24 protein-coding genes and 2 pseudogenes are annotated in these 25,394 nt (G+C 62.0%); 13 read left to right on the top strand and 13 right to left on the bottom strand.

Annotated elements, in window-relative coordinates:
• Positions 1-111: 111 nt before the first annotated feature.
• The 6 genes and pseudogenes from ACCD05_RS11190 to ACCD05_RS11165 all read right to left on the bottom strand — a co-directional run bounded on the left by ACCD05_RS11190 (position 112) and on the right by ACCD05_RS11165 (position 5,823).
• Positions 112-1,434, bottom strand: a complete 1,323-nt coding sequence (locus ACCD05_RS11190; protein ID WP_112950653.1) for a BatD family protein — start codon at positions 1,432-1,434, stop codon at positions 112-114.
• Positions 1,431-2,984 (bottom strand): VWA domain-containing protein, encoded by a 1,554-nt coding sequence (locus ACCD05_RS11185; RefSeq protein WP_112950654.1) that lies wholly within the window; start codon positions 2,982-2,984, stop codon positions 1,431-1,433. Before ACCD05_RS11185 ends, ACCD05_RS11190 begins: the two co-directional genes overlap by 4 nt.
• Complete coding sequence (locus tag ACCD05_RS11180; protein WP_112950655.1) at positions 2,981-3,970, bottom strand: vWA domain-containing protein; 990 nt, start codon at positions 3,968-3,970, stop codon at positions 2,981-2,983. Before ACCD05_RS11180 ends, ACCD05_RS11185 begins: the two co-directional genes overlap by 4 nt.
• Positions 3,957-4,463 carry a DUF4381 domain-containing protein gene (locus ACCD05_RS11175; RefSeq protein WP_112950656.1) on the bottom strand — a complete coding sequence of 169 codons (507 nt, stop codon included), beginning with the start codon at positions 4,461-4,463 and terminating at the stop codon, positions 3,957-3,959. The genes ACCD05_RS11180 and ACCD05_RS11175 overlap by 14 nt, the downstream gene beginning before the upstream one ends.
• Positions 4,463-5,434, bottom strand: coding sequence for a DUF58 domain-containing protein (locus tag ACCD05_RS11170; protein ID WP_112950657.1), 972 nt, complete (start codon positions 5,432-5,434; stop codon positions 4,463-4,465). The genes ACCD05_RS11175 and ACCD05_RS11170 overlap by 1 nt, the downstream gene beginning before the upstream one ends.
• Positions 5,413-5,823: pseudogene (locus tag ACCD05_RS11165) on the bottom strand (inositol monophosphatase family protein). The gene ACCD05_RS11170 and the pseudogene ACCD05_RS11165 overlap by 22 nt, the downstream one beginning before the upstream one ends.
• Positions 5,824-6,077: 254 nt before the next feature.
• On the opposite strand from ACCD05_RS11165, the pseudogene ACCD05_RS11160 reads away from it, so the two are divergent.
• The 3 genes and pseudogenes from ACCD05_RS11160 to ACCD05_RS11150 form a co-directional block, all read left to right on the top strand.
• A pseudogene (locus ACCD05_RS11160) lies at positions 6,078-6,449 on the top strand (PQQ-dependent sugar dehydrogenase); the annotation flags it as partial.
• A 395-nt stretch (positions 6,450-6,844) separates the two neighbouring features.
• Positions 6,845-7,858, top strand: a complete 1,014-nt coding sequence (locus tag ACCD05_RS11155) for an ABC transporter substrate-binding protein (RefSeq protein ID WP_413392635.1) — start codon at positions 6,845-6,847, stop codon at positions 7,856-7,858.
• Between the two features lie 59 nt (positions 7,859-7,917).
• Positions 7,918-9,354: an amidohydrolase family protein gene (locus tag ACCD05_RS11150; protein WP_162724722.1), complete on the top strand. Its 1,437-nt coding sequence runs from the start codon at positions 7,918-7,920 to the stop codon at positions 9,352-9,354.
• A 45-nt stretch (positions 9,355-9,399) separates the two neighbouring features.
• Here ACCD05_RS11150 and ACCD05_RS11145 read toward each other — a convergent pair whose 3' ends face one another.
• Complete coding sequence (locus ACCD05_RS11145) at positions 9,400-10,290, bottom strand: LysR substrate-binding domain-containing protein (protein WP_112950660.1); 891 nt, start codon at positions 10,288-10,290, stop codon at positions 9,400-9,402.
• Positions 10,291-10,438: 148 nt separating this feature from the next.
• Between ACCD05_RS11145 and ACCD05_RS11140 the strand changes: the two genes are divergently transcribed.
• The 7 genes from ACCD05_RS11140 (at position 10,439) to ACCD05_RS11110 (ending at position 16,825) form a co-directional block, all read left to right on the top strand.
• Entirely contained in the window at positions 10,439-11,482 is a 1,044-nt protein-coding gene (locus ACCD05_RS11140) for an ABC transporter substrate-binding protein (protein ID WP_413392632.1), read from the top strand.
• Between the two features lie 68 nt (positions 11,483-11,550).
• The gene (locus ACCD05_RS11135; RefSeq protein WP_112950662.1) at positions 11,551-12,342 is read left to right on the top strand and encodes an SDR family oxidoreductase; all 792 of its coding nucleotides are present in this window, start codon (positions 11,551-11,553) and stop codon (positions 12,340-12,342) included.
• 11 nt (positions 12,343-12,353) lie between these two features.
• Positions 12,354-13,787: an allantoinase AllB gene (allB, locus tag ACCD05_RS11130; RefSeq protein ID WP_112950663.1), complete on the top strand. Its 1,434-nt coding sequence runs from the start codon at positions 12,354-12,356 to the stop codon at positions 13,785-13,787.
• 5 nt (positions 13,788-13,792) lie between these two features.
• Positions 13,793-14,632: an ABC transporter ATP-binding protein gene (locus ACCD05_RS11125; RefSeq protein WP_112950664.1), complete on the top strand. Its 840-nt coding sequence runs from the start codon at positions 13,793-13,795 to the stop codon at positions 14,630-14,632.
• Positions 14,629-15,405 (top strand): ABC transporter permease, encoded by a 777-nt coding sequence (locus ACCD05_RS11120; protein ID WP_112950665.1) that lies wholly within the window; start codon positions 14,629-14,631, stop codon positions 15,403-15,405. Before ACCD05_RS11125 ends, ACCD05_RS11120 begins: the two co-directional genes overlap by 4 nt.
• 43 nt (positions 15,406-15,448) lie before the next feature.
• Positions 15,449-15,862 (top strand): DUF3830 family protein, encoded by a 414-nt coding sequence (locus ACCD05_RS11115; RefSeq protein ID WP_018900979.1) that lies wholly within the window; start codon positions 15,449-15,451, stop codon positions 15,860-15,862.
• A gap of 6 nt (positions 15,863-15,868) precedes the next feature.
• Positions 15,869-16,825 (top strand): acetamidase/formamidase family protein, encoded by a 957-nt coding sequence (locus ACCD05_RS11110; protein WP_112950666.1) that lies wholly within the window; start codon positions 15,869-15,871, stop codon positions 16,823-16,825.
• Positions 16,826-16,908: 83 nt separating this feature from the next.
• Here ACCD05_RS11110 and ACCD05_RS11105 read toward each other — a convergent pair whose 3' ends face one another.
• Genes ACCD05_RS11105 through ACCD05_RS11085 form a run of 5 tightly spaced genes read right to left on the bottom strand, consistent with a single transcriptional unit; the run spans position 16,909 to position 22,134 of the window.
• Positions 16,909-17,694, bottom strand: coding sequence for an ABC transporter ATP-binding protein (locus tag ACCD05_RS11105; protein ID WP_413392628.1), 786 nt, complete (start codon positions 17,692-17,694; stop codon positions 16,909-16,911).
• A gap of 1 nt (position 17,695) precedes the next feature.
• Positions 17,696-18,544 carry an ABC transporter ATP-binding protein gene (locus tag ACCD05_RS11100; RefSeq protein ID WP_112950668.1) on the bottom strand — a complete coding sequence of 283 codons (849 nt, stop codon included), beginning with the start codon at positions 18,542-18,544 and terminating at the stop codon, positions 17,696-17,698.
• The gene (locus ACCD05_RS11095; RefSeq protein WP_112950669.1) at positions 18,537-19,448 is read right to left on the bottom strand and encodes an ABC transporter permease; all 912 of its coding nucleotides are present in this window, start codon (positions 19,446-19,448) and stop codon (positions 18,537-18,539) included. The genes ACCD05_RS11100 and ACCD05_RS11095 overlap by 8 nt, the downstream gene beginning before the upstream one ends.
• A 4-nt stretch (positions 19,449-19,452) precedes the next feature.
• Positions 19,453-20,514: an ABC transporter permease gene (locus ACCD05_RS11090; RefSeq protein ID WP_112950670.1), complete on the bottom strand. Its 1,062-nt coding sequence runs from the start codon at positions 20,512-20,514 to the stop codon at positions 19,453-19,455.
• 24 nt (positions 20,515-20,538) lie between these two features.
• Positions 20,539-22,134: an ABC transporter substrate-binding protein gene (locus ACCD05_RS11085; RefSeq protein WP_112436487.1), complete on the bottom strand. Its 1,596-nt coding sequence runs from the start codon at positions 22,132-22,134 to the stop codon at positions 20,539-20,541.
• 128 nt (positions 22,135-22,262) lie between these two features.
• Between ACCD05_RS11085 and ACCD05_RS11080 the strand changes: the two genes are divergently transcribed.
• The 3 genes from ACCD05_RS11080 to ACCD05_RS11070 are packed head-to-tail and all read left to right on the top strand — an operon-like array spanning position 22,263 to position 25,045.
• On the top strand, positions 22,263-22,973 hold the full coding sequence (locus ACCD05_RS11080; protein WP_112436488.1) for a GntR family transcriptional regulator: 711 nt from the start codon (positions 22,263-22,265) through the stop codon (positions 22,971-22,973).
• A gap of 13 nt (positions 22,974-22,986) precedes the next feature.
• Positions 22,987-23,895 carry a dihydrodipicolinate synthase family protein gene (locus ACCD05_RS11075; RefSeq protein WP_112436493.1) on the top strand — a complete coding sequence of 303 codons (909 nt, stop codon included), beginning with the start codon at positions 22,987-22,989 and terminating at the stop codon, positions 23,893-23,895.
• Between the two features lie 10 nt (positions 23,896-23,905).
• Complete coding sequence (locus ACCD05_RS11070) at positions 23,906-25,045, top strand: mandelate racemase/muconate lactonizing enzyme family protein (RefSeq protein ID WP_112436489.1); 1,140 nt, start codon at positions 23,906-23,908, stop codon at positions 25,043-25,045.
• Between the two features lie 168 nt (positions 25,046-25,213).
• Here ACCD05_RS11070 and ACCD05_RS11065 read toward each other — a convergent pair.
• A partial coding sequence (locus ACCD05_RS11065) for a Gfo/Idh/MocA family oxidoreductase (RefSeq protein ID WP_413392624.1) occupies positions 25,214-25,394 on the bottom strand: 181 nt, incomplete at its 5' end.

Genomic DNA, 25,394 nt, shown 5'->3' with positions numbered 1-25,394 from the left:
AGAACTCCGACACATTGCGACGTGCAGGTCATGCGTTACGTGTGATCGGTGTCAGCTCTTGTGCACCACAGAGACCCGGGCAGACCTGACAGCCCGGACCGTAGCGTCGCTTTAGATACCGCGCGAGAGGTTCGTACCGTTCGTACTGTAGCCGTATTCCGGGTTCAGTGGCGGAAGACGGCACTGATTGACGACCCCAGCCGTTTTCCTGACATCGACGGCGGACGCCAGAGCCTTGCGATCGAAATTGCCGCCTTCCTGTTTGAAGAGCTTTCGCGAAAGCGTCTCCACTTGGGATGACAACTCGGCGGAACCTGCCCGCGCCCACATCTCGAGCGTGCGGAACCCCAGGTGGCGGCTCCATTGCTGAAGGGCGTTGTAGACCTCCATTTCAGGCGCGGTCAGGATCGTCTTTCGCAGTTCCTTGAGGCAATGGCTATAGGACGAGCGGCGTCTCTCGCGAGCACGATCGATCCGTGACCTGATCGTGGGCAAGGCCCGGTAGCCGATCCAGAGCAGCCCTGAAACCGCAAGAAGAAGCACGATGGCGATCGCCGCTTTCTGGCGCTGGACATAAGGAAGCGGGCGGGGCGCATCCTCAAGCACGGGCTTGATTTCGGCTGTGGAGCTCAAAGCAGCCGATACGTTGATCGTCATCGCGGGCAACGAGGCGGACTTGCTCTCGTGGCTCGACACGTCGAACCAGCTGTAGGAGACCTCCGGCAAGACGAACGCCCCTTCCCTCTCGGCGGTATAGACAAATGTCTCGGTTCGCCGGCTGGCCGTGTTGCGGCCAAGGGCGATACCATCCTGGATGGCGGGTGCGTTTTCATATCGGTGAAGGCCGACTACGTCTCCCGGGTCCAGCGGCGGTATCATCATCGCCTGGGTATCTTGCGCGGTGATCGATATCATTCTCGTCAGCGCATCCCCGACCTTCATGGAGCGAGCGTCGGGATCGAACGACTGCTCGACCACAAGATTGCTTGCCGCGAACGTGACCTGCTGCTCCTCGCCCGCTACCGCCTTGACATCGAAGGACACCGCCGGCGCGTTCACCGTCGCTTTCGTTTGCTTGCCGTCGGAGGCGCGGCCGAACTCGATGCCAAACGCCGGCGATGTGTAGGCGCCGGAGACCTGCGGCACGATCGCATATGTCTTGCGGATGCCGGTATATTGCACGCCGTCGATCGTTTCGGTGAGGTTTTGCGAGCGCACGTCCGGAAGCGTGACCAAGGCATTGGGAAGATCGAAAAGCGGAAACTGCGGCGGCGACGTGAAGAAGTCGGGAACGTAAACATCCACATCGACAAGGACTTGCTGGCCGGCAACGATCGCGCCTGTCCCCTCCACGGTCGTCCGGACGAAAGGTTCGGCGCCATGTGCGAATGAGGGAACGGCAAGCAAAGCGGCGAAGAGGATTGCCTTTCTCACGGCTGCGCTCCTCCGGCCTCGATCGCGAATTTCCTGACCATGAGATCAGCGGGACTGACCTGGATGTTCTTCATCCACATCTCCGAAGTCTGCTCGGCAACCGTCATTTCGCCGGCCTTGGCCTGCTTCCCCTTGTCGTCGAACTGGATGCTGTCGGGTTTCTGGTTAGGGTCCTGTTCCTGCTCCTGCTCCGCATCCTTTTGTTGCTTCAGCAGTTGTTGGGCGATCGCCAGGTTCGCGGTGGCGTCGGGCCAGTCCGTCCGCTGCTCCAATGCCTTGGTGTAGGCGGCGACTGCCTCTTCGAGCTTGCCCAGATGCAGCAACGCGTTGCCCTGGTTGTACCAGCTCTCCGGCGTATCGACGGACGCAAAGGCGTCGAGCGCATCCTGGTAGCGGGCGGCGCGATAGAGCGCGGTGCCTTTCCACATCGGATCGCGAAAATGGCCAGCGGCTGCCGGATAGTCACCCTTCTGGTAGGCTTGGCGCCCCTGCTGGTCCGGCGTGAGCCACATGTCGGCGAAATCGAAGGCGGAAGCCGATGTTGGCGAGAGGACATGAATGGCTAGAAAGACGACGGACAACCTGACGAGCCAGCCGCGCCGAAATGACAGGGCCGACAACAACGCCGCAGGAGCGACCAGCCACCAGCCGAGGTCGTGCCAGCGGTCGCCCTGGGTCGCCGTCTGCTGGACGAAGTTGGTCCGGACCCGCTGCGCCAGCCATTGAATATCGGTGTCATCCTGGGTGATGGTCGCGACATCCGCGCCGGTATCGCTGCCGAACTTTTTCAGGGCATCGACATCGAGTTTGGCCGTCAGCCGAGCACCGCCGGCACTGTCGAGAAAGCTGCCGTCGGCCTGCTTCACCACGCCCCCCTCCGACATGCCGATACCGAGAACGACGATAGCGCTGCCGATCTGCTTGGCGCCCGCGGCTGCGGCCGGTTCGATGCCATCCGTCAGAAGCGCGATCGTCCCTGAGATTCCATCCCGTTTCAAGAGGTCGTCGGCCAGCTTCAGCGCGGCCAAGGTGTCCTTGCCGGGCTTCGGCATGATGCCGGTCGCCAGTGCATCGGTATAGGTCTCGATCAGTTCCGCATCGTCGGTGAGCGGCACGACGAGATGCGCGGTTCCGGAATAGGCAACCACGGCGGTACGCGCCCCGTTGCGCGCCGCAAGCAGATCATCGATCTTCAGCTTGGCCCGCTCGATCCGGCTTGGAGAGATGTCGATCGCATCCATCGTGGGAGAAAGATCGACGGCAATCACCAGCGAGGCGGTATCGGCGACGAACGGCGGCGCTTCGCGTTTCCAGGTCGGCCCGGCGACGCCAAGCGTTGCAAGCGCAAGCAGGGCGGCGAGAACCCAGGCGGGTGCATAGCGGTGCCTGAGATCCGGCTGAACGATCAGGCTGTCGAGCAAGTGCGGCGCGATCAATCCTTTCCAGCGGTTGCGAGTATCCCCCGCCCGCGATGCCATCCAGATGATGATGGGCGGCGCGACGAGGGCAAGGAGCCAGAGCGGACGAAGGAAGTGAAAGTCCGAAATCACGCGCTGGCCCTCCTGCGGATAAGGCCAAGCATGCCGGTCAAGCCGTACCACGCGACGGCTAGCGCTACGGCTGCGCCAAGCGGCCAGTGAAAGAGCTCTATGCGCGGCCGCCAGGAAAGCTGCTTCTGATCCTGTGGCGTGATCCGGTCGAGCTCGTCATAGATATCCTGCAACTGGTTCTGGTCACCGCCGAAAAAATAGCGCCCGCCGGTGGTTTCGGCGATCTTCCGCAAAGACGCGGTATCGAGCTTGTCCTCGCCCGTCGCGGCCGGGTTGCCGATACCGACGGCGTGGATGAGGATGCCCTTGGTCCTGGCGATATCCGCCGCCTTGAGTGGCGGCATCTTGCTCGCCGTGTCGTTGCCATCGGTCAGAAGGATCATCACCTTCTCAGGCACCGTGGTCTTTTCGAACATGCGAATGCCGAGACCGAGCGTATCGCCCAGCGCCGTTCGCGGCCCGGCGACGCCAGGAAGCAGTCCCTTGAACAATGTCTCGACCAGGGCATGGTCCATCGTGAACGGTGCCAGCGGGTAAGGAGCATCGCCGAACGCGATCAGGCCGATACGATCGCCGGGACGCTTGGCGATGAAGTCCCCGACGACGGTCCTCACCGCATCGACACGCGCCTTCGATGCCCCGTCAGGCGTCACGAAATCGCGGGTGTCCATCGACTGGGAGAGGTCGAGCGCCAAGAGAATGTCGCGCTGCGGTTCTGTTTTCTCCAATGGCGGCTCCACATATTGCGGACGCCCCAAGGCGACAACGATGAGACACCAGATGAGAACATCGACGACGACCTGCGACCAGGACCGTCTGGGCACCACCGAGCCAACCGTGGGTTCGACACCGGCGGCACGGGCGACCTGATCGAAGAAGGCCAGCCTGACCGACGCCGAGATCTCGCGATGCGCAGGCACGAGCCACCAAACCAGCAGCGGAAGAGGCAGAAGCAGCAGTGCCCAAGGCATATCAAGCTGATACATGATGCCTCTCGATCCAGCGCCGCGAATCGCGCAGGAGATCATCCGTGGCATCGGCGCCCGGTATCGCGCCGCCGCGATATTCCAGATCGTCGAGATAGCGTTTCAAGGCGTCGCCGATCTCGCCATGAGAGCTCAGAAACCCGACCCATTCATTGCCTGAGACCGCCGCGATCGTCTTGCGTGGCCAGGCCGCGAGCGCCGTTCGCTTGAGCAATTCCCCGAGCCGCGCGCTTGCCCCAGCGCGCGTTTGGCCGTTTCGGAAATCGCCCGCGATCTCGTCGAGAAGCCGCAGTGCCTCGCGACGATAGGCATTGCGGCGCCAGCGCTTGTAGGCAAGCAGCCCGGAGAGCAGGATTGCCGCCAGCAGGATCAGCGCCAGAGCGAGCCACCCCCAGGTCTGCGGCATCCAGGAGACGGGCTGCGGGACTGCGATGTCCTTGAGAGAGCGAAGGGCAGCCTCGGTGATGGGATCCGGTCGGGCCTCCTCTTCCATCACCGCCTCCGTTGCCGCCAGGCGGATTGCTCAAGCAGGCTGCGCAATTGAGGCGCGACCTCCTCGGCCGCTGAGATCGGCAGCATCGGTAGCCCGAGTTGACGCTGCCAGGCACGAAGTTCGTCGCCACGATCCTTCGCGACCGTGTCGATGGACCGGCGCACCGCCGGCTGGCCCAGTGGCAACTCGGCCTGCAACGTTCCACCGCTAACGACGATATCACCGGAGGACGGCAAGTCGAGCAGGAAGGGATCGTAAACAAGCAGACAGACGACATCGTTTCGCGAGGAGAGCTGCAGCAACAACTGGCGCGTCGTCTCGCTGTGGCCATCGAAATCGCTGACAACAACGACAAGAAAATCATGCTGGGCGATCTCGGCCACCCGGTGCAGCACCTCATCGAGCGCAGCCGGCGACGGGGGAAACGCGTAGGTCGCATTCAGTCCGCCGTTCAGGCTGGCGATCCTGTCGGCGAAAGCGATCACGGCATTTCGGCTGCGATGCGGCTTCACGTCGCTGATGGTCTGGTCGTCGAAGACAAAGCCACCGACGCGATCGCCGGAGCCCAGGATGCGCCAGGCCGTGAGCATCGCGGCCTGCGCCGCCGCGACCGACTTCATCGCCAGTCGGCTTCCGAAGAACATGTTGATGCGCTGATCGACGACGAGAATGGCGGGGCGCTCCTTCTCCTCGCCGTAAACCCTGACGACAGGCCTGCTGGTGCGTGCCGTGACGCGCCAGTCGATCGACCGCACATCGTCGCCGGGGAGGTATTCGCGCAGCTCCTCGAAGACGAGACCGCGGCCTCGCATGGCCGATTGCATGCGCCCGGCCAACTGCTGGCGACTGCGCGCTTTCTGGACAAAGGTAAGGTCTCGCGCGCGCCCCTCGAGCGCGATCAGCTCTTGTGTCGTCACATGGACGCCATCCTCGCGATCCCGCTCGCCGCTCACCTGCAACGGTTGCCGCATGGCCAACCGCTTCCGCGTGGGATCAGAACACCGGCGGCGTGGTCCCAGGGCTTCAGGCTCTCGTTGAGGCAGAAGCTCATCGCGCCAGTCGCGAGCATGCGGTATTCCCATGCGGAGCAACGCCATGTCGTGACCCGCAGGAACTTCAGCAGCTTCGGTGCAAGCTTGGTTCGCAGGTCTGGCTCGAACATGTGTAGCGGAATGAAACCGTGCATTTCGTCAACCGGGGTTGGCGCGGCGACAGAGAGACGCGTGCGGGCTCCGTCCGCCGCCACATGCCATGCGCCCTCGCCCGGTCGCGCAACCAGGAAATCGCCCAGCACCGGTTAGTGTACGATACCGGCGATGGTCGTGCCGCCGGAGACGATCGCCAGGATGCTGCCAAACATCGGCGTTGCATGCGCGAAATGCCATGTGCCGTCGACCGGATCGATGACACGGCAAGTTCGGCATCGGCTAGACGTTCGAGAATGGACGCATCATCCAACACGGCCTCTTCCCCGACGATGGTGATACCTGATAGCCGCGCCTTCATCCTTTCGCTGAGCAACGCTCGGATGCGATATCGGCATTGGTGACGATACCGTCGGCCACCGTCTTGGCGCGGATGCTGTCCGACGAGACCGATCGGAAGCGTGGCAGCCATCGCAACCCTTACGGTCTGGCGTTTGCGCACGACGGAAAGTTATGGCTGCACGCGCTGGGCCCGCGGGGCGGCGACGAGGTCAACCTGATTGAACCCGGCCGCAACTATGGATGGCCGCTGATCTCGAACGGTGACAATTGCAGTGGCATGGCGATCCCCCGGCATTCCACCAGGCCAGAATTTTCACCGCCAGCTCTCTACTGGAACCCGGTTATAGCGCCGGCCGGCATGGCATTCTTCAACGGCCAGCTTTTCCCTGAATGGCGTGGTTCGGAATTGGTCGGCGGTCTCGTTGCTACCGGCTTGGTGCGGATAAGTTTTGCCGCGAACGGCGCGGTTGACGAGGCCGACCGCTGGGATATGCAGACGTGAATCCGCGACGTGGCTGAGGCAACTGATGGCGCAGTATGGCTGACGCCTTCCAGACAATAGGAAATGACTGAGCGCCATGGCGTCGGCGAGTAGCTGCGGCGCCCTTGGGCTACATCATCCACCGCGCCGCCAGTGAAGCCATTTTGTCATCGCTCGCACGCGAAAAGAGCAGTAGCCGGTATCGGCGGCCGGTTCTAACGTGACGATGTCTTTCGACATCCAGGCGCGGAATCCAGCCTCGCTTCAACGGTAGACACTCTAACAACCTGACGGTCCGCGAACCACGGACGCCATAGGCGCCTGTGGACACAACGATTGTTGCCCGGATTGTACGCGTCACCGCGCATTGCCGCGTCATGTCGCATGACACGGCCTTCAGAATGGGAACACAAATGAAAAAATTCATCCGGTCACTAATAATACCCGCGCTGATGTTCGCGTCGCATGTTCATGCGGCCGATCTTCCGATCAAATTGACGCTCGACTGGAAGATCCAGGGTATCCACGCTTGGTTTTATCTTGCCAAGGAAAAAGGCTACTTCTCCGACGAGGGACTGGATGTCCAGATCGATCAGGGGGAAGGCTCGGCGGTCACGGTCACACGCATCATGTCCGGCGCCTATGATGCAGGCTTCGGCGACATGAACGCCATCATCCAGAATGCGTTGATGAAGCCCGACGTATCGCCTGTCATGGTCTATCAGATCTACAATCAGCCGCCGTTTTCAGTCCTGGTCAAGAAGGATGGCCCGGTCACCGACCTGAAAAAGCTGGCCGGTCTCAAGATCGGAAGCCCGGCCGGCTCGGCCGCGGGCCGTCTCTTCCCCGCGTTGACCTCGAACACTGGCTTCGATCCAAAGAGCGTGGAAATGGTCAATGTCGCACCGAACATCCAGGAGCAGATGTTGATCCGCGGAAACGTCGATGCAAGCCTGGTCTTCAACGTCACCAGCTATCTGAACCTGATCGGTCTTGGCTTGGACCCCGACAAGGATTTCACCTGGTACAATTATGGTGATCACGGCGTGGACATCTATTCCAACGGCCTGATGGTCTCCCGCAAATTGATCAACGAACATCCGGAAGCCGTTCAGGGACTGGTTAAGGCCGTGAACAGGGCCATGATCGAGATCATGCATGACCCCGCGCTCGGCGCCGCGACAGTCAAGGCCGTCGAGCCGCTGATAAACGAACAGCTGGAAAAGCGCCGGATCGAGTTCGCCATCAAGAACCTGATCGTATCGGAAGAAACCGGCAAGGTCGGCGTCGGTGATGTCGATGTCTCGCGCCTGGCGAGATCGATCTCCAGCATCGAGGCTGCCTACGAGCTTAAGGGCGACGTGACGCCAGACAAGGTATTCACAGCCGAATATCTGCCGCCCCTTGCTGAGAGAACCGTCAACTGATCTGAAATAGGCAAGCTCCGGATTTCATCGGAGTTCGCCCATCATGAACGAGAATGCTTATGCGTGACCGTCAAATCACTGTGGCCAAGGCCCTTATCGGGGAGAGCTATGAGCCGGTCGGACCAGTCGAAATCCGGATCGAATCCGGCCGCATCACCGCCATTCGATCAGCAACCGACGACCCCGCGACGCCACGGATCCTGGCCATGCCCGCATTGGTCGATGGACACAATCACGCAAGACCGCTGTCGCCAACGTCGTTCGGCGCCGGCATGAAGCCGCTGGAGACCTGGCTGCCTTCGCTTGCCGTCATGCCGGCCGTTGATCCCTACCTTGCCGCCGCCGCCTCATTCGGACGATCCGCACGCGGCGGCTGTGTTGCCGTCATGGTGCATCTGATCCGCCCCATGGGCCGCGAGCCGTTGGTGAAAGAAGCGCACGACTATGCCCGCGCCGCGTCCCATGTCGGCGTGTCGATCGGCTTTGCGGTAGCCATGCGGGACCGGAACCCGATCGTCTACGGCGACCATACCGACATCGCGACAAAGCTCGCCGATCGATACAAGATCGACGATATCTGGCGAGCGGAGACGATGTCGCCCCAGGAACAGATCAAGCGCGTTTCCGACGTTGCCTTGGCACTGGAAAATGAGATACACGTCGATGTCCAGTTCGGACCCACCGGCGTGCAATGGTGCTCCGACGGCCTTTTGGAAGCGATCGCCCGTGCATCGGCGGAGAGCGGCCGTCGCGTCCACATCCATCTCTTGGAAACGCGTGAACAGCGCAGGTGGGCGGACCGTACTTATCCTGGTGGCATCATCGAACGTCTGCGTGAAATCGGCCTGCTGTCCCCTCGCCTGACCGTCGCGCATTGCGTTTGGGCAAGGCCGGAAGAACTCTCGATCCTGGCCAGCCATGGCGTGAAGGTCGCAGTCAATCCCTCTTCGAATTTACACCTGAACTCCGGCATCGCGCGCGCGGGACGAATGAAGGCGTCCGGGCTTCGCTATGGCATCGGCCTTGATGGATGCGCGTTCGACGAGGACGATGACGCGTTGCGGGAACTGCGCCTGTTTCGTATGCTCAATGCTGGCGTGGCGTTCGACGAGCAGATCACGCCCGCGGATGCGCTGACAGCGGCCTGCGTAACCGGGCGCGAGATGGTCGGCCTTCCCGCCGGCGGCCGCATAGACGTCGGCATGCCCGCTGACCTCTTGCTGCTCGATCTCGACCGACTGGACCGGGACCGTGTGATGGAGGTCGATCCCCGCCACTATCTCTTCGCGCGTGCAACGCAAAAGGACGTCGTCGAGGTGATCCGTGGCGGGAAAGCGATCGTGCGGGACGGTAAGGTGCTTGGGATAGATCTCGAATCCGTTGAAACGGCGCTTCGCCAGCAATATCGCGCGGCGATTGGTTCGACGCAGCATATCCAGGAGGCGTTCGCGGCTCTCGAACCTCTGATCGGCGAGCATTATCGCGGTTGCTGCTAGGGCGCAGCTTCCGCGCCGGGACTAGGAGCGCGGCAACCGCTCGATCTACGCCATCGCCTTGACCAACCTGTCCGCGAAGCTGGAAGCGGCGATCGGCAGGACGCGTCCCCTGAGTTGGCATAGCACGAGGTCAGAGCGTGGTATGTCGCGCTCGTCGATCGGCCGACCGACAAGCCCCATGCCGAAATCCTGTCGAGGCGCCCCGGCCTCGATCTGAAACGAGATCATGTTTCCGCGAAGAACCAGCCCTCTCAGCATCTCGAACGAATTCGATTCCGCCATGATGTCGAACCGAAAGTCGCGGCGGGCAATCACCTCATCGAGAACCTGTCTCCCGCCGAGGCTTTGATCCGGCAATGCGAGCGGCTGTCCGACACAATCGGAAAGCCGAAGCACCTGCTTGGCCGCCAATGGATGATCTTCCCGCATGATCGCGACCAACCGCTGCGGCAGCGACGTCAATATGCGTATGCCCGGCCGCATGTAGGCTCGGTAGACCAGGGCGAGATCGACATCGTATTCGACGAGCGCGTTGATCGCCGCGTTATGGTCCATCACCTTCAGATCGAAAACGAGCCGAGGGTTGTCCTTTCGGAACTCCCCAATCTGAAACGGCAGGAAGTCGAGGGCAAGCGCCTGGCTGCAGGCGATCTTCACCGGTCCGCGCCTCAGGCCCCGCAGGTCTTCGACTTGCGAACTCAGCCGCTCCGCATCGGCGATCTGACTTCTGGCATAGCGGACAAACAACTCGCCCGCCGTGGTCAACTTCACGCCACGCGCACGCCGTTCGAATATCGGCGTTCCTATCTCCAACTCCAGATCCTGGATCTTGCGGTTCATCGCCGAGGCAGTGATGTTCATCCGCTCCGCCGCCTGGCGGATCGAGCCCGCTTTGGCTATTTCAGAGACTTGTTGCAGCAATTTCAGATGGCGCATCGCTTGCTCCGAGTGAGGCCTTTTTGGCACCGTTCACGCACAAAAATTGCGGTTGAGATACACACTGGACCGTGTACTCTCGCATTGCAACATCAAAGAACAAGCCGCGACAAAGGCGGCCTCCAACGACCAGACAAGGGGAACAACAATGGCTAATCACCAGATGACGACGCGCGCCCGTATGCTGGCGCTAGCCGCCGCCGCACTTTCCGCATTCGCAGGCACCGCCGCACAAGCAGAAACCAGCATCAAGATGGTCCTGAACTGGAAGTATGAAGGGCCTCAGGGCCTGCTTTTCCTCGCCGAGGACAAGGGTTACTTCAAGGAGGAAGGCCTCGACGTGACGTTTGACCAGGGCAACGGCTCCGGTGCAGGCGTTCCGCTGGTTGCCAACGGCGCCTACGATATGGCGTTCGGCGACATCAACGCCTTGATCGAACTCGCAGCCAAGAAGCCCGAAGACGCGCCTGTTGGTGTCTTCATGATGTACAGCCAGCCGCCCTTCACGGTCGCCGTCAAGGCGGACAGCCCCATCAAGTCGCCGGCCGATTTTCCTGGCCACACGCTGGGTGGCGCGGCCAATGATGGCGCGCTCAAGCTCTTCCCGGCGCTGTGCTCCATCACAAAGATCGATTGCACCAAGGTGAACATCACCAACATGCAGCCGAACCTTCGCGAGCAGATGCTGATGAAGGGTCAGGTCGAAGGCGTCTTCGGCTACGTCAACACGATCCGCTTCAGCTCCAAGCTCATCGGCGTAGATCCTGACAAGGAACTGCGCTTCATCCGCTACGGCGACTACGGAATGGATCTCTACTCGAACGCCATCATCGCTTCGAAGAAGCTGGTCAAGGACAATCCCGACGCGGTGAAGGGCTTCCTGCGCGCCATCAACAAGAGCATCAAGGATGCGATCAAGGATCCGGATGCGGCGATCGCCGCCGTTCAGAAGCGCGAACCGCTGATCAAGCCGGTCATCGAGCGCGAACGCTTCGAGGCGACCATCGCCAACGAGATGAACCATGACGAAATCGCCAAGATCGGCTTCGGTGAGGTCGATGACGCCCGTCTCGGCAAGTCGATCGACATTATCGTCAAGGCAAAGGAACTGCCGCGTACACCGGCGCTCACCGAAGTCTTCGATCGCAGCTTCCTTCCCGCCAAGGACGACCGTCTCACGGTCATGAACTGAACCATCCAATGACGGCGGCGCCAGCGCGCCGCCCCTCCCATCACAGCTGAAATAACGGAAACAACATCATGGACCTGATGCTGAAGGATAAAGTCGTGTTCATCACGGGCCCCGCCAAGGGCATGGGCGCGGCCATCACGCTTGCCTTTGCCAATGAAGGCGCCAAGCTCGCGCTCGTCGGCCGTGATACGGCGGCGATCGAGCCTGTCGCTGAAGAAGCCCGGTCCAAAGGCTGTTCCGTTGTCGTTATCGGATGCGACCTGACGGACGCCGGACAATGTGACGCCGCCGCCCTGAAGACCGTCGAATCCTTCGGCCGTATCGATGTCCTCGTCAATGTCGCGGGCGGCTCCGGCCCGATGGGCAAGACCGGGGTCGAGACCACGCCGGAAGAATTCGACGATATCGTCACGCTCAACATGAACGGCTGTTTCCACACGATCCGCGCGGTTCTGCCGTCTATGATCGAGAACAGCTACGGCAAGGTCGTCAATGTCGGGGGCACCTTCGGCATGAAGGGGCGTGCCGGCCGCCTTGCCTATTCCGCCTCCAAGTGGGGCCTGCGTGGAATCACAAAGAGCTTCGCGCTCGAGGTCGGCCAGCACAACATCAACGTCAACTGCGTCGCCCCAGGCATGGTCGATGGACCACGTTTCCGCGACAAGGTCTGCAAGACCATGGCCCTGAAGTTCGGCATCACGGAAGAAGAAGCAGCAAACCGCCACGCGGAAGACTACGCGCTGAAGCGCATCACCGTCGACGACGATGTTGCCAATGCCTGCCTGTTCCTCTCCAGCGACGTCTCTCGCCAGATCACCGGCGTAGACCTGCCCGTCGATGGCGGCTGGGCTGCCCTTTAAGGAGATATGAGATGACCACCGAGATCATTGCGGACCTCGTCGTCCACGGCGGCACGATCGTCACCCCCGACACCCAGTATCAGGCGAGCATCGCCATCAAGGATGGCAAGATCCTCGCGATCGGTGAGAAGGGTGCGATGCCCGAGGCCAAGGACCGTCTGGATGCGACCGGCCTCCATATCCTGCCCGGCGCGATCGACGTCCATGTGCATTTCCGCGACCCCGGCTATCCGCAGAAGGAGGACTTTGCGAGCGGCACGGCGGCGGCGGCCTTCGGCGGCGTCACCACCGTCTTCGACATGCCGAACACGCTGCCGGCGATTTCCGATGCCGCATCGCTTGCCGAAAAGCATGCGATCGCAGGCGCCAAGGCCCATGTCGACTATGGCCTGTACGCCGTGCTCGGCGAAGACAGCCTGCCGAATATCGGCGAACTGATCGAGGGCGGCGTCATCGGCTTCAAATGCTACATGGGCAACACGTTCGGCCGTATCCCGTCGCCGACGACAGGCGCCATGCTCGAGCTCTTCGAGATCGTTGCGCCGACCGGCAAGCGCATTTCGCTGCACGCCGAGACGAATTCGATCATGGAACGCCGCGAAGCACGGTTGCGCGCCATGGGCCGCACCGATCCGCTGGCCCACCTCGCCGCCCGCCCGGCCGTGGTGGCGACGGAAGCCGTTGCGCGCGCCGCCATCCTTGCGGAATGGACCGGCGCACGCATCCACATCCTCCACATTTCATCCGCCGCCGAGCTTCGGCCGCTGGCGGAAGCGAAGGCTCGCGGTGTCGACATTACCGGCGAGACCTGCCCTCAGTACCTGCTTCTGTCCGCCGATGACTACGAGGCGAAGCGTGGCGTCATCCGCGTGAACCCACCGGTGCGCGAGACCGAGAACCAGGACCCGATCTGGCAGGCGCTTGCCGACGGCACGATCGACATGATCGCTACCGACCACGCCCCCCATTCGATCGAGGAAAAGACCCGCGACGACATCTGGACCGTCGATTGCGGCTTCCCCGGTGTCGAAACGCAGATGCCGCTGATGCTGACCGAGCTTGATCGTCGCGGAGCAAGCCTTTCCGACTATGTGCGCTGGAGCGCCGAGAAGCCCGCCAAGTGCTGGGGCCTTTACCCGACAAAGGGTGCGCTGATGGTGGGTTCGGACGCCGATCTCGCGATTGTCGATACGAACCGCGAGTGGACGATCGACGATGCGCAGATCCAGTCGACGGCGAAAATCTCGCCCTGGCACGGGATGAAGGCGACAGCGCTTCCGATCCACACCATCGTGCGCGGCCGCTTCGCGATGAAGGACCGTGCGCTGCAGGACAGCGCCAAGGGTTGGGGCCGCTCTGTCCATGCGATCCAGCAAATGCCGGCACCGGACGTTCGTAACGCCGACCAGACCATGGCCGCCGTGACAGCGCCCAGGAAGGGCTGATCGCCATGAACCAACCTCTCGCAACCGGGGTCGTCCCCGGCAATCCCGTGATCGATCTGGAAAGAGTGAACGTCACTTTCGGTGGCGAGAAAAACAAGACCGTGGCGTTGGCGGAAACGTCGCTCAGGATCGAAAACGGCGAGTTCGTCGCCCTTGTCGGCCCCTCCGGCTGCGGCAAGTCGACGATCCTGAAGCTCGTTGCCGGCACGCTTTCGCCATCGCAAGGCAATATCTTCGTCACCGGTCGGGAGATCGGCGCGAACGAGGTCAGGATCGGCATGGCCTTCCAGAACCCGACCCTGCTGCCCTGGCTTAACATCCGCGACAATGTGATGATGCCGCTGAAGATCGTTCCGCCATTCAAGCATGGCTATGCCAGAAAAAAGAAGGGCGAATACCGCGATCGCGCCGAAACGCTGCTCGCCAAGGTCGGGCTTTCAGGTTTCGGCGATAAATTCCCCTGGCAGCTCTCGGGCGGCATGCAGCAGCGTGCCTCGCTCTGCCGCGCGCTGATCCATGACCCAACACTTCTGCTTCTGGACGAACCGTTCGGGGCGCTCGACCAGTTCACCCGCGAAGAACTGTGGGAGATCATGCAGACGCTCTGGATCGAACGGCGCCCAACCGTCGTTCTTGTCACCCACGACCTGAAGGAAGCTGCCTATCTCGCGACCCGCATCTGCGTGATGCAGGCGCGACCGGGCCGCATCATCGAGGACAGCACCGTTCCCTTCGCCCGTCCACGGACCATCGACGTCTCCTTCCAGCCCGAATTCGTGTCCCTGACGCAAAGGCTCCGCGAGCGCATCGTCGCCGCACGCGCCGTTAACGAGGTGCAGTCATGACAGCCGCCGCCAAACGCCAGATCCTGTCCGCCACCTGCATCCTCGGCTTCTTCGTGCTGTGGGAGGTCATATGCCTCGCCTTCAACGTCTCGGATCTTGTCTTGCCGCGCCCGAGCCAGGTCATCGTAACGCTTTGGACGCAGTTCCCGGCCATTTGGCCGCATACAGTTCAGACGGTGTACACAACGCTGCTTGGTCTCGGCCTCGGCATCATCCTTGGGCTGGCGCTCGGCATGCTGATCGGCTCGTCGCGGCTTGCCTATGATGTCGCCTATCCGCTGCTGGTCGGCTTTTCGTCCATCCCGAAGGTCGCGATCGTCCCGATCCTTGTGCTCTGGTTCGGTTCCGGCACCGTTCCCGCCGTGCTGACGGCCATGGTGATGTGCGTCTTCCCAATTGTCGTCAATGTCGCCGCCGGTCTCGCGTCAACGGAGCCGGAACTGCAGGACGTCATGCGGACATTGAAGGCGACGAAGCTCGAAATCCTCTGGAATATCGGCTTGCCGCGTACCATGCCGTATTTCTTCGCATCGCTCAAGGTCGCGGCCACACTCGCCTTTGTCGGTACCGTCATCTCCGAAACCGTTGCCTCCAACCGGGGGATCGGCAATGTGATGATGATCGCGAGCTCCAGCTTCGATGTGCCGCTGGTCTTCGCCGGCCTGTTCATTCTGGCGGCGCTCGGTGTTGCTCTCTACGCGATCTTCTCGGTGATCGAGGCGCGCGTTACCGGCTGGGCCAGACGTGGCGACAATTTTTCCGCTGGCGGCTGATACGCCCGCCAGCTCTCCTCTATTCGCATTAACAGGAACAGCAATGACCAAGCTCAAGATCACCGCCGGCCCCTTCACCTTCGACGCCCGCCTGGAGACGGAGGATGCGCCGAAGACCTGCGCTGCCTTCCTCAAGCGCCTGCCCTACGAAAGCAAGATCGTGCACGTCCGCTGGAGCGGCGAAGGCGTGTGGGTGCCGCTCGGCGACGAGGACTTCGGCGTCGGGTATGAGAACCACACCAGTCATCCGGCCCCCGGCCACATCATCCTCTATCCCGGTGGCATCAGCGAAACAGAAATCCTGCTTGCGTATGGCGGCGTGGACTTCTCTTCCAAAATGGGCCAGCTTGCCGGCAATCACTTCATCACCCTGACGTCGGGCCTCGAGAATCTGAAAACGCTCGGCAACCTGACGCTCTGGGAAGGTGCGCAATCCATCCGCTTCGAACTGGCCTGATCCAGCATGCCCCATCACGACGTCTTCCCCACACCGGACACCGTGCATTGGGGCCACCTCGATGCGCGCCGCCCGCCAGTGATCGAGATCGATCCTGGCGACACCGTGACGATCCATAGCGTCAGCGGGTCGCCTTCCGAGGCTTCACGCGACCCGGCCCATTCGATCCGACCGGAATTGCAGGAGATCCACGCGGCGCTGGCGCCATCGCACGGCCCTCACATATTGACCGGCCCAATCCATGTCCGTGGCGCCAAGCCTGGCGACGCCTTGCGCGTCGAGATCCTTGATGTCAGGCTTCGGGATGATTGGGGTTTCAACATCATCAGACCAGGCAAGGGCGCGCTGCCGCATGATTTCACGCAAGACGAAACCCTGCACCTGAGCATCGATCGCACGGCCGGCACCATCACCACCCCTTGGGGCATGGTGATGCCGGCACGACCGTTTTTCGGGATCATGGCGACTGCACCTAAGCCTGAAGATGGTTGCCTGACCTCGATCATCCCCGACTATTTCGGCGGCAACTTGGATAATCGCGAGCTGACTGCCGGCTCGATCCTCTATTTGCCCGTCTCCGTCGAAGGTGCATTGTTCTCGGCCGGCGACGGCCACGCGTCACAGGGAGACGGCGAGGTCTGCCTGACCGCTGTCGAGACCGGACTGAGCGGCACATTCAAGATCGATGTCATCAGTGGCGCAGAGCTTGCGATGCCCTACGCCGAGACAGCCAGTCACCTGATCGCCATGGCGTTCGATGAGGACCTGCAGGAGGCGATGCGGGAGGCGCTCCGCTTCGCGATCGGGATGATCGTCGAAAGAACACATCTGACGTCGGTACAGGCCTACAGCCTTTGCAGCATGGCTGCCGATGTACGCGTCACGCAGGTCGTCAACGTCAAGAAAGGCGTCCATATAATGATCCCCAAGGCTTTGATCGCACAGAGTGCCAGAGACGCCTAAGGGGCGATTGGGCGTGGCCATTTCCGTGTTGGCTCGCGGCCTGACCTTGCCCGCCCGGAGACTCAAACTTGGCCATGACCTCTTTACGGGGGAGACGCGGTCAATGATTGCTTGGACCGTGGAATATACCCCCTGCTGCCATCAAGCAGAGTTTTCGTATAGGGGTGCTCGACATTGCTTTCCAACAGCTGCTCGCGCGTTGCGATCTCGACGAAAACGCCGTCCTGCATGACTGCCACCCGGTTGCAGAGATGCGCGATGACAGCCATGTCGTGGCTCACGAGGATGTAGGTCAGCTTCGAGCGTTCGCGCAGATCTTTCAGGAGATTGAGAATTTCCGCCTGGATCGAGACGTCGAGCGCCGATGTCGGTTCGTCGAGCAAGAGAATCTTCGGCTCGAGGATAAGCGCACGGGCAATGGCCACGCGCTGCCGCTGCCCGCCGGAGAGCTGATGCGGGAAGCGATGGCGGAAGCCGGGCGGCAGGCCGACGTCGCGCAGAACCTGCTCGACACGCTCCTGCCTACGATCCAGCCCATGGATCTCGAGGGGCTCCAGCAGCGTGCGGCCTATCGTATGGCGCGGATGCAGGGAGCCGAAGGGATCCTGAAACACCATCTGCTGCTTGGCGAGTTGTGCGCGCGACCGTTTCGGGCCGACCACGTCGCCGTCGATCGAAACCGAGCCGCTCCATTCCTTGATGCGTCCCGCCAGCGCGCCAAGCACCGTCGACTTGCCGCACCCGCTTTCGCCGACCAGGCCGAATGTCTCGCCGGGCGCCACCTCAAAGGCGACGCTTTTGACGACCTGCTTGAAATCACTGCCGCTGCCGAAGGACACGGCGAGATCGTTTACCGATATGATGGACATGTCACGCCTCCGCCCAGCTTGCCTGACGCTTCAGCACTTCCAGCCGATCCCTGGGGTGGTCGAGACTGGGCAGCGCCTCAAGCAGGCCGCGTGTGTAGGGATGGGTTGCTTCGTCGAGCCTGGCGGCTTCGATCGTCTCGACGATCCGGCCGGCATACATGATGATGACGCGGTCGCAGAAGCTCTTCACGAGGTTGAGGTCGTGCGAGATGAAGATCAGGCCGATGTTGCGTTCGGTGATCAGGTCATCGAGGATCGACAGCACCTGCTGGCGCACCGTCACGTCGAGTGCGGATGTCGGCTCGTCGGCGATGATCAGCGAAGGCGAGGAGATCAGCATCATCGAGATCATGATGCGCTGACCCATGCCGCCCGAGACCTCATGCGGGTATAGATTGAAGACGCGCTGCGGGTCGCGGATATTCACCCTCTCCAGCATCGCGAGCGTACGCTCGCGCGCCGCCTTCTTTCCAAGGCGCTCGTGCAGGATGACGGTCTCGGCGATCTGCTCGCCGACGGTCATGACGGGATTGAGCGAATATTTCGGGTCCTGCAGGATCATCGAGATCCGGCTGCCGCGGATCGCGCGCATGTCGGCCTCGCTGGCGGCCAGGAGATCGACGTCCTCGAAGCGCAACTCATCGGCAACGACATGGGCATTGCCCGGCTGCAGCCGCATGATCGCACGCCCGGTCGTGCTCTTGCCGGAGCCGGATTCGCCGATGATGCCGACTTTCTCGCGGCCGACATCGAAGCTCACATTCTTGACGGCGTTGACAACGCCGGACAGCGTCGGAAACTGCACCGACATGTTCTTGACCGAGAGGATCGGTTTTGACTGTTCAGGCATTGCGGGGATCCATGATGTCGCGCAGTCCGTCGCCAAGCAGATTGAAGGCGAGACTGACCAGGAGAATGGCGATGCCGGGAACCGTCGTCAGCCACCAGGCATCGAGGAGATATTGACGACCGGAGGCCGCCATGGCGCCCCATTCCGGCATCGGCGGCTGCGCGCCGAGACCGAGGAAACCAAGACCGGCAGCCGTCAGGATGACGCTCGACATGTTGAGCGTCAGGCGGATGATGATCGACGGCGCGCAAAGCGGCACGATATGGCGAAACAAAATGCGGCCCATTCCCGCGCCCTGCAGCTCGGCTGCGACGACGAAATCTGCGGCGCGGAACGTCAGCGTTTCGGCACGCGCCAGACGCGCGATCGGCGGCCAGACGGTGAGCGCTATTGCGATGACCGCATTCTCGATCCCCGGACCGAGGGACGCGGAAAAGGCGAGCGCCAGCACGAGACTTGGAAAGGACAGGAAGATGTCGGTGATGCGCATCAGGACGACATCGACCCAGCCGCCGAGATAGCCGGCGGTCGCGCCGATCGCAAAGCCGATGGGCGCCACGATGACCGTGACCAGGATGCTTATGTAGAGCGTAGTGCGCGCACCGTAGACGAGGCGCGAATAGACGTCCCGGCCGAATTCGTCGGTGCCGAACCAGTTGGCCGACGACGGCGGCTTCAGCGCCATCGTCAGATCCTGCGCGATCGGATCATGATTGGCGAGCAGCGGCGCGAAACTCGCGATCAAAACCAGCAGCAGCACGACAACGAAGCCGGCGAATGCCAATGGGTTGGCAATCAGGTTCAGCCACAGGACATAGGCCTTGTGGAGCCGCGCCTGACGTGTCGAGGAGAACTCCTCGTTGATCAGCCAATTGTGCAGATCGTTGAAATAGCGTGTCGCCATGATGTCACCGGGTACGCGGATCGAGGAACCGATAGGTCAGGTCCGACAGGAGATTGATGGCAATCGAGATGATGCCGATGAGGAGCACGCTGCCGAGCACCGCGTTCATGTCAGCGAAGAACAGCGCCGACGTCAGATACTGGCCAAGGCCGGGCCACGCGAAAACCGTCTCGATCAGGACCGTACCGTCGAGCAGGCCGCAATAGGCGAGAGCCACGATCGTCAGCAGTTGCACGCGGATATTGCGAAACGCGTGGCGCCAGACGATCGCCCGCTGACCGAGGCCTTTGGCCTTGGCGGTCAGCACATATTCCTGACGCAGCTGCTCGAGCATGAAGCTGCGGCTCATGCGGCTGAGATAGGCCATCGCGGCATAGCCGAGGATCAGCGCGGGAGCCGCGACATGCAGCAGCGCGTCCCGGAAGACCTCCCATTCGCCGGCAAGGATCGCATCGACGAGGATGGAATTGGTCGGCCCCTCGACGAGCCCCTCATTATAGACATCGAGACGGCCGCTGCCGGGTATGAGACCGAACTTCGCGTAGAAGACGAGAATGACGATGGTGCCCAGCCAGAAGATCGGCGTCGAGTGGCCGAGCAGTCCGACGACACGCGCCAGATGATCGACCCAGGTGCCTTTGCGGACGGCCGAGATGATGCCGAGCGGAATACCGAAGCCCGCGCCGATGATCGTTGCCAGCGTGGCGAGCTCCAGCGTTGCCGGGAAAACGCGGGCGAGATCGCTGGCGACGGGATTTTTCGTCACATGCGACTGGCCGAAATCCAGATGCGCGACATTGCCGAGATAGGTTCCGAACTGCACATAGAGCGGCTGATCCAACCCCATTTCCTTGTAGACGCGCTCGTAGGTCTCGTGATCGGCCTGGTCGCCGATGACGGCGATGACAGGATCGGCGGGAACCATGCGGCCGACGACGAAGGTGATCACGAGCAGGCCGAGCAGCGTTGTCAGGATGACGGCAAAGGATGCCGTCACCTTGCGCAGTGCGCCAAGAGCCGCCCGTGCGCCTGCCGGCGCGTTTCCAGATGTCTGTGAGATACTCACGTCATTCTCCTCGACAGGAAGGGCTTATTCGCCCTTCGAGACGGTGTCCCAACGGGTGAGCCAGGTCGAATGGCCGACATAGCCCTTGACTTCTTTTCTGACCGCCTTCGCGTCCGTACGCTGGAAGGAGGTGATCAAGGCCGGCGAAGCGTCCAGATAGGCCTTGTTGATCTTGGCGTAGAGATCGGCGCGCTTCTGCTGGTCGGTCTCGTGCGCTGCGGCCGTGACCATGTCCTGAATGTCCTTCGGAACCTCCCAGGCGGAGCGCCAGGCGATCAGGCCAGAGAGTTTCGCATCGTCGGCATTGTTCGGGTTCGTGGCATAGGACGCCAGAACCGCATGCGGGTCGGGCAGGCGTTCGCCGGTGCGCGCCGAGAAGATCTCGAACTCGCGGTTGCGGAACTTACCGATATGATCGCCACCCTGGAGATCGAGCTTGATGCCGGCCTTGGCGGCGTTGGCCTGCAGCGACTGCGCGACTTCATACTCCGGTGTCACGGGCGTCGCGTAATAGACCTTGGAGAAACCGTCGGGATAGCCGGCCTCCGCCAGCAACTGCTTGGCCTTGTCGATATCGAGCTTGTACGGGTTCTCGGTGCTGGCGCCCGGCAGGCCACCCGGAATGATCGTCTGCTGCTTGATGCCGTAATATTTCATGACGGTGTTGGCGAGGCCGTCATAGTCTATGAGATAACGGAAAGCCTCGCGGACCTTCGGCTTGGAAAGGATTTCGTCCTTCTGGTTGAGCGCCAGATAGTAGAAGCCGAAGCCCGGCGTCTTCTGGATATCGGCCTTGCCACCGGCCTCGATCGCCGCCAGATCGGTCGAGGACAGACGCGTCGCGACATCGACGTCACCGGCTTCGAGCTGCAGGCGCTGGCCAGACGATTCCGGCATATGGCGAAGGATGACCCGGCGCATCTTCGGCGCGCCCTGCCAATAGTCCTTGAAAGCCTCGGCGATCAGAAGGTCGTTGACCCGCCAGGTCCGCAGCGAATAGGGGCCGGACCCGGCATCATTGGTCTGCAGGAATTCGCGGCCCATGTCGCCGTTCTTCTCGTTCTTGGCGAGAAGCTGGCTATCCAGGATCGAGGTCGAGAAGCTGGCGAGCGAGAAGAGGATCAGGTTCGGGCTCCAGACCTCGGGCGTCTGCAGCACGACGGTTGAATCGTCGGTCGCCTTGATCAGCTCATCGACATTCTTGTCGGTGATCCCCCACTGGCGAAGATCGACCGAGGGCGCCAGGCCGAGCTTCACCAGGCGGCGCAGCGACCACTCGACATCCTTGGCGGTCAGCGCGTTGCCGGAATGGAAGGTGACGCCGGAGCGGATCTTGAAGGAGAAGGTCTTGCCGTCGTCGGATACCGTCCAGCTTTCGGCGATGCCCGGCCGCGGCTTGGTGATGTCATCGGCGGAAAGCACGATCAGACGCTCATAGAGGTTGGCGACGATTTCCGCCGATTCCAGCTGGTTGAGCTCGTTCGGGTCGAGACCGCGCATGGAGGACATGTTGGTGGCGATCACCAGCTGATCCTTGGGCGTGGCCGCCTGCACGGCGAGCGGCATGACAAGCGTCGACGCCACCACAGCCGATGCCATCAGAAAACTGCGTCTTTTCATCGTCCTATCTCCTCCCTGGTGCGCCGGACCTCGCCCCGAGCGCGAATTTTCATATCGACATCGATCTGAAATCTGGTATATCAGATCTCACAAAACGATTTTGTCGTCAACGGGGGAATTTTCGGGACATGCAAAAAGAGGCATCGACGCAGCCTGGCGCAGACCGCATCGAAAAGATCGACCCGCGTTTTCTGACGACATTGCGCGACCATGTGCACAAGACGCTGCGCACCGCGATTCTCTCCGGCCGCTTCGCGCCGGATGAGCGCGTCAACGAGCGCCAGCTCGCCGAGCAGCTTGGCGTCAGCACGACACCCATCAAGGAAGCCCTGCGTCAGCTTGAGACCGAGGGCCTCGTCGAAACACTGCCGCGTCGCGGCGTGCTGATCCGCTTCAACGCGAACTGGGCCGAAGAGATGATCCTGGCGCGCGCCGCGCTGGAATCGATGATCGCCCACCTCGCCGCCAAGCGCATCGAGAAGACCGAAGCAGCCAAGCTGGAAGACATCGTCGCCCTGATGCGCAAGGCGACCGAGGACGGCGTGGCAGACGACCTGATCTCGCTCAACGAGACGTTTCATGAGCAGATCCACATCGCCTCGCGATGCCAGTACCTCTCGCGGATGATCGAACGGCAGCAGTTCTACGACGGCAGCATTCGTCGCGTCATTCATTCCGATCCGCTTGAGCGCGGCAAGGCGCTAGCAGAACATGCCGCGATCGCCGCCGCCATCATCTCCAGCGACAGCGACAAGGCCGAACGCGTGATGCGCGACCACGTCGTCCGTTCCGGCGAAACCTACCTCAACATCGTGTTCAAGAAGAAGGAGGACATCTGACGTGACCGAGGCAATGGAAAAGATCCGCAAGGCCCTGACGGGCATATCGGGCGTACCCGTGACCCCCTACAAAGCGGATGGCAGCGTCGATATCGCCAAGCTCTCGGCCCTGATCACCCGCGTAGCCAATGCGCGGGTCCACAATCTGATGGCCGCCGGCAACACCGGTGAGTTCTTCACCCTGACCATGGATGAAGTGCGGGCGGTCCACTCCGCGACGATCAAGGCGGCCGGCGGCAAATCGCTGGTGAGCGCTGCTGTCGGTCGTTCGCTGACCGAAGCCAAGGCGCTTGCCCGCGATGCCATCGCCGAGGGCGCCGATGCGATCATGGGCCATCACCCGATGGACCCCTTCGCCGGTCCAAGCTATCAGGCGCGCTACTTCCTCGAGCTTGCCGACGCCAGCACTGTTCCCGTCATCGCCTATGTGCGCAGCGACACCTTCTCCGTCGCCGATTTCCGCAAGCTTGCGCTGCACCCGAATATCGCCGGTATCAAGTTTGCATCCGGCAACCTCATGCTGCTCGCCGAAGTGATCCGCGCCACCAGGGATGCGCCGGCGATCTGGGTCTGCGGCCTCGCCGAGGGTTGGGCGCCAGCCTTTTATGCGATGGGCGCCCGTGGCTTCACCTCCGGCCTCGTCAACGTCTTCCCTGAACGCTCGCACGCCATCCACCAGGCGCTGGAAACCGGTGATTATGCGGCCGCCCGCGCGCTCATCGACGATATCGCCGGCTTCGAGGCGCTGCGCACCAAATATCTCAACGGCGCCAATGTCACCGTCGTCAAGGAAGCGCTCGGCATGCTTGGAACCGAGGTCGGCCCCGTGCGCGTGCCCGGCGTCGAGAGCCTGACCGAAGCCGAGCGCGCGGACCTGCGCGCTATCGTCGACAATGTCGCCGAAAAGAGCCGCGCGGCCTGAGGAAGATCCCATGCATATCACAGGCATCAAGACCTACATGCAGCGTGTGGACGATCGTCCTCGCCTGCTTCTCAAGATCGAAACAAGCGAAGGCATTTCAGGCTGGGGCGAGTGCTACAACCACGGCCCGGACTGGGCGCTGCCGCCACTTCTCGACTATCTCTTTCATCAGATCGAGGGCGAGGATCCGCGCCGCGTGGAATTCCTCGTGCTCAAGCTGAACCAGCAATGCCGTTTTCCTCCGGGTGCGCTAGGGCTGGCGGCAATATCGGCGATCGACCACGCGCTCTGGGATATCGCCGGCAAGGCCGCCGGCCTGCCCGTCTACATGCTGCTCGGCGGCAATGTGCGCGATCGCGTCAAGGTCTATTGCGGCGTCTATACCGCGCCGGACCCGGAAGCGGCACGGGACCAGTCGCTCGAGCTGAACGAGAAATACGGCTACACCGCCTTCAAGCTCAGCCCCTATCGCCGCGATCTTCATACCGGTCGCTGGGGCGAACTCGTCAAGGAGACGGGCGACTGGTTCGGCAAGATCCGCGAGATCACACCATCGCATTTCGACTACGCCTTCGACGCCCACGCAAAGATCTTCGAACCATATCAGGCCGTTCAGCTTGCAGCCGCCATCGCCCCCAACGATCCGCTGTTCTACGAGGAGCCGATCCGGCCGGAACACATCCCGGCATGGACGGAGCTGAAGTCGAAGGTGACCGTTCCCCTCGCAACAGGTGAATCGCTCTATTCGCGCTTCGAGTTCCTGGCGCTGCTGTCTGCGCGTGGCGCCGATATCATCCAGCCGGATATCTGCGTGGTTGGCGGGGTCAGCGAAATGCGGCGCATCGCGGCGATCGCGGAAGCCCATTATGTGACGGTCGCGCCGCATAACCCGATGGGTCCGCTGGCGACGGCGGTCAATATTCACTTCTGCGCGGCCCAGCCGAACTTCAAGGTGCTGGAGTTCAAGCCGCACGTCCATGCGCCGTGGGCGGCCGACCCCTACATGCCCGTCGACGGCCACATGGAACTGCGCCCGGATCGCCCCGGCTGGGGCCTGGAGATCGACGAAAAGGCGCTGCAGACGGAAGATTACATCCACTGGGAGCGGAAGATCACCCGCAAGCCCGACGGATCGACGGCCTATCCATGAAATGAGCTACGGCTGGCTGCCGCGCGTGAATGCGCCGCAGCCAGTGTTCGATCTAGAGATTTGGATGTTGTCGTTCTTGAAGGGACTCGAACCGCTGCAGCCAGAAAGAGAAATGGCCGGGTCGGGCCCCGGCCATCTCCTATGTGGCTTTCGGTCGGGAGAAAACCGTCAGCCGATCTTGATCAGCTTGCCTTCCTTGACGGACTGGACGGCCGCGTCGGCGAGCACGAGGGCGGCGAGGCCATCGGCGCCCGAGGGGGAAATCGTGGCGCCCTTTTCGATGGCGGCGATGAAGCTTGCGATCTCGTTGGCATAGGCTTCGGTGTAGCGGGTCATGAAGAAGTCGTGC

This window comes from Rhizobium sp. Rhizsp42 (genome assembly GCF_047304155.1).
GTDB lineage: Bacteria > Pseudomonadota > Alphaproteobacteria > Rhizobiales > Rhizobiaceae > Rhizobium.
Note: the sequence above shows the minus strand (reverse complement) of the source record. Positions and strands in the feature narration are given on the sequence as shown.

Excerpts from the sequence above, each read along its gene's own strand:
- ACCD05_RS11180 (WP_112950655.1), bottom strand. The coding sequence starts at position 3,970 with ATGTATCAGCTTGATATGCCTTGGGCACTGCTGCTTCTGCCTCTTCCG.
- ACCD05_RS11175 (WP_112950656.1), bottom strand. The coding sequence starts at position 4,463 with ATGGAAGAGGAGGCCCGACCGGATCCCATCACCGAGGCTGCCCTTCGC.
- ACCD05_RS11170 (WP_112950657.1), bottom strand. The coding sequence starts at position 5,434 with ATGCGGCAACCGTTGCAGGTGAGCGGCGAGCGGGATCGCGAGGATGGC.
- ACCD05_RS11155 (WP_413392635.1), top strand. The coding sequence starts at position 6,845 with ATGAAAAAATTCATCCGGTCACTAATAATACCCGCGCTGATGTTCGCG.
- ACCD05_RS11150 (WP_162724722.1), top strand. The coding sequence starts at position 7,918 with ATGCGTGACCGTCAAATCACTGTGGCCAAGGCCCTTATCGGGGAGAGC.
- ACCD05_RS11145 (WP_112950660.1), bottom strand. The coding sequence starts at position 10,290 with ATGCGCCATCTGAAATTGCTGCAACAAGTCTCTGAAATAGCCAAAGCG.
- ACCD05_RS11140 (WP_413392632.1), top strand. The coding sequence starts at position 10,439 with ATGGCTAATCACCAGATGACGACGCGCGCCCGTATGCTGGCGCTAGCC.
- ACCD05_RS11135 (WP_112950662.1), top strand. The coding sequence starts at position 11,551 with ATGGACCTGATGCTGAAGGATAAAGTCGTGTTCATCACGGGCCCCGCC.
- allB (WP_112950663.1), top strand. The coding sequence starts at position 12,354 with ATGACCACCGAGATCATTGCGGACCTCGTCGTCCACGGCGGCACGATC.
- ACCD05_RS11125 (WP_112950664.1), top strand. The coding sequence starts at position 13,793 with ATGAACCAACCTCTCGCAACCGGGGTCGTCCCCGGCAATCCCGTGATC.
- ACCD05_RS11120 (WP_112950665.1), top strand. The coding sequence starts at position 14,629 with ATGACAGCCGCCGCCAAACGCCAGATCCTGTCCGCCACCTGCATCCTC.
- ACCD05_RS11115 (WP_018900979.1), top strand. The coding sequence starts at position 15,449 with ATGACCAAGCTCAAGATCACCGCCGGCCCCTTCACCTTCGACGCCCGC.
- ACCD05_RS11110 (WP_112950666.1), top strand. The coding sequence starts at position 15,869 with ATGCCCCATCACGACGTCTTCCCCACACCGGACACCGTGCATTGGGGC.
- ACCD05_RS11105 (WP_413392628.1), bottom strand. The coding sequence starts at position 17,694 with ATGTCCATCATATCGGTAAACGATCTCGCCGTGTCCTTCGGCAGCGGC.
- ACCD05_RS11100 (WP_112950668.1), bottom strand. The coding sequence starts at position 18,544 with ATGCCTGAACAGTCAAAACCGATCCTCTCGGTCAAGAACATGTCGGTG.
- ACCD05_RS11095 (WP_112950669.1), bottom strand. The coding sequence starts at position 19,448 with ATGGCGACACGCTATTTCAACGATCTGCACAATTGGCTGATCAACGAG.
- ACCD05_RS11085 (WP_112436487.1), bottom strand. The coding sequence starts at position 22,134 with ATGAAAAGACGCAGTTTTCTGATGGCATCGGCTGTGGTGGCGTCGACG.
- ACCD05_RS11080 (WP_112436488.1), top strand. The coding sequence starts at position 22,263 with ATGCAAAAAGAGGCATCGACGCAGCCTGGCGCAGACCGCATCGAAAAG.
- ACCD05_RS11075 (WP_112436493.1), top strand. The coding sequence starts at position 22,987 with ATGGAAAAGATCCGCAAGGCCCTGACGGGCATATCGGGCGTACCCGTG.
- ACCD05_RS11070 (WP_112436489.1), top strand. The coding sequence starts at position 23,906 with ATGCATATCACAGGCATCAAGACCTACATGCAGCGTGTGGACGATCGT.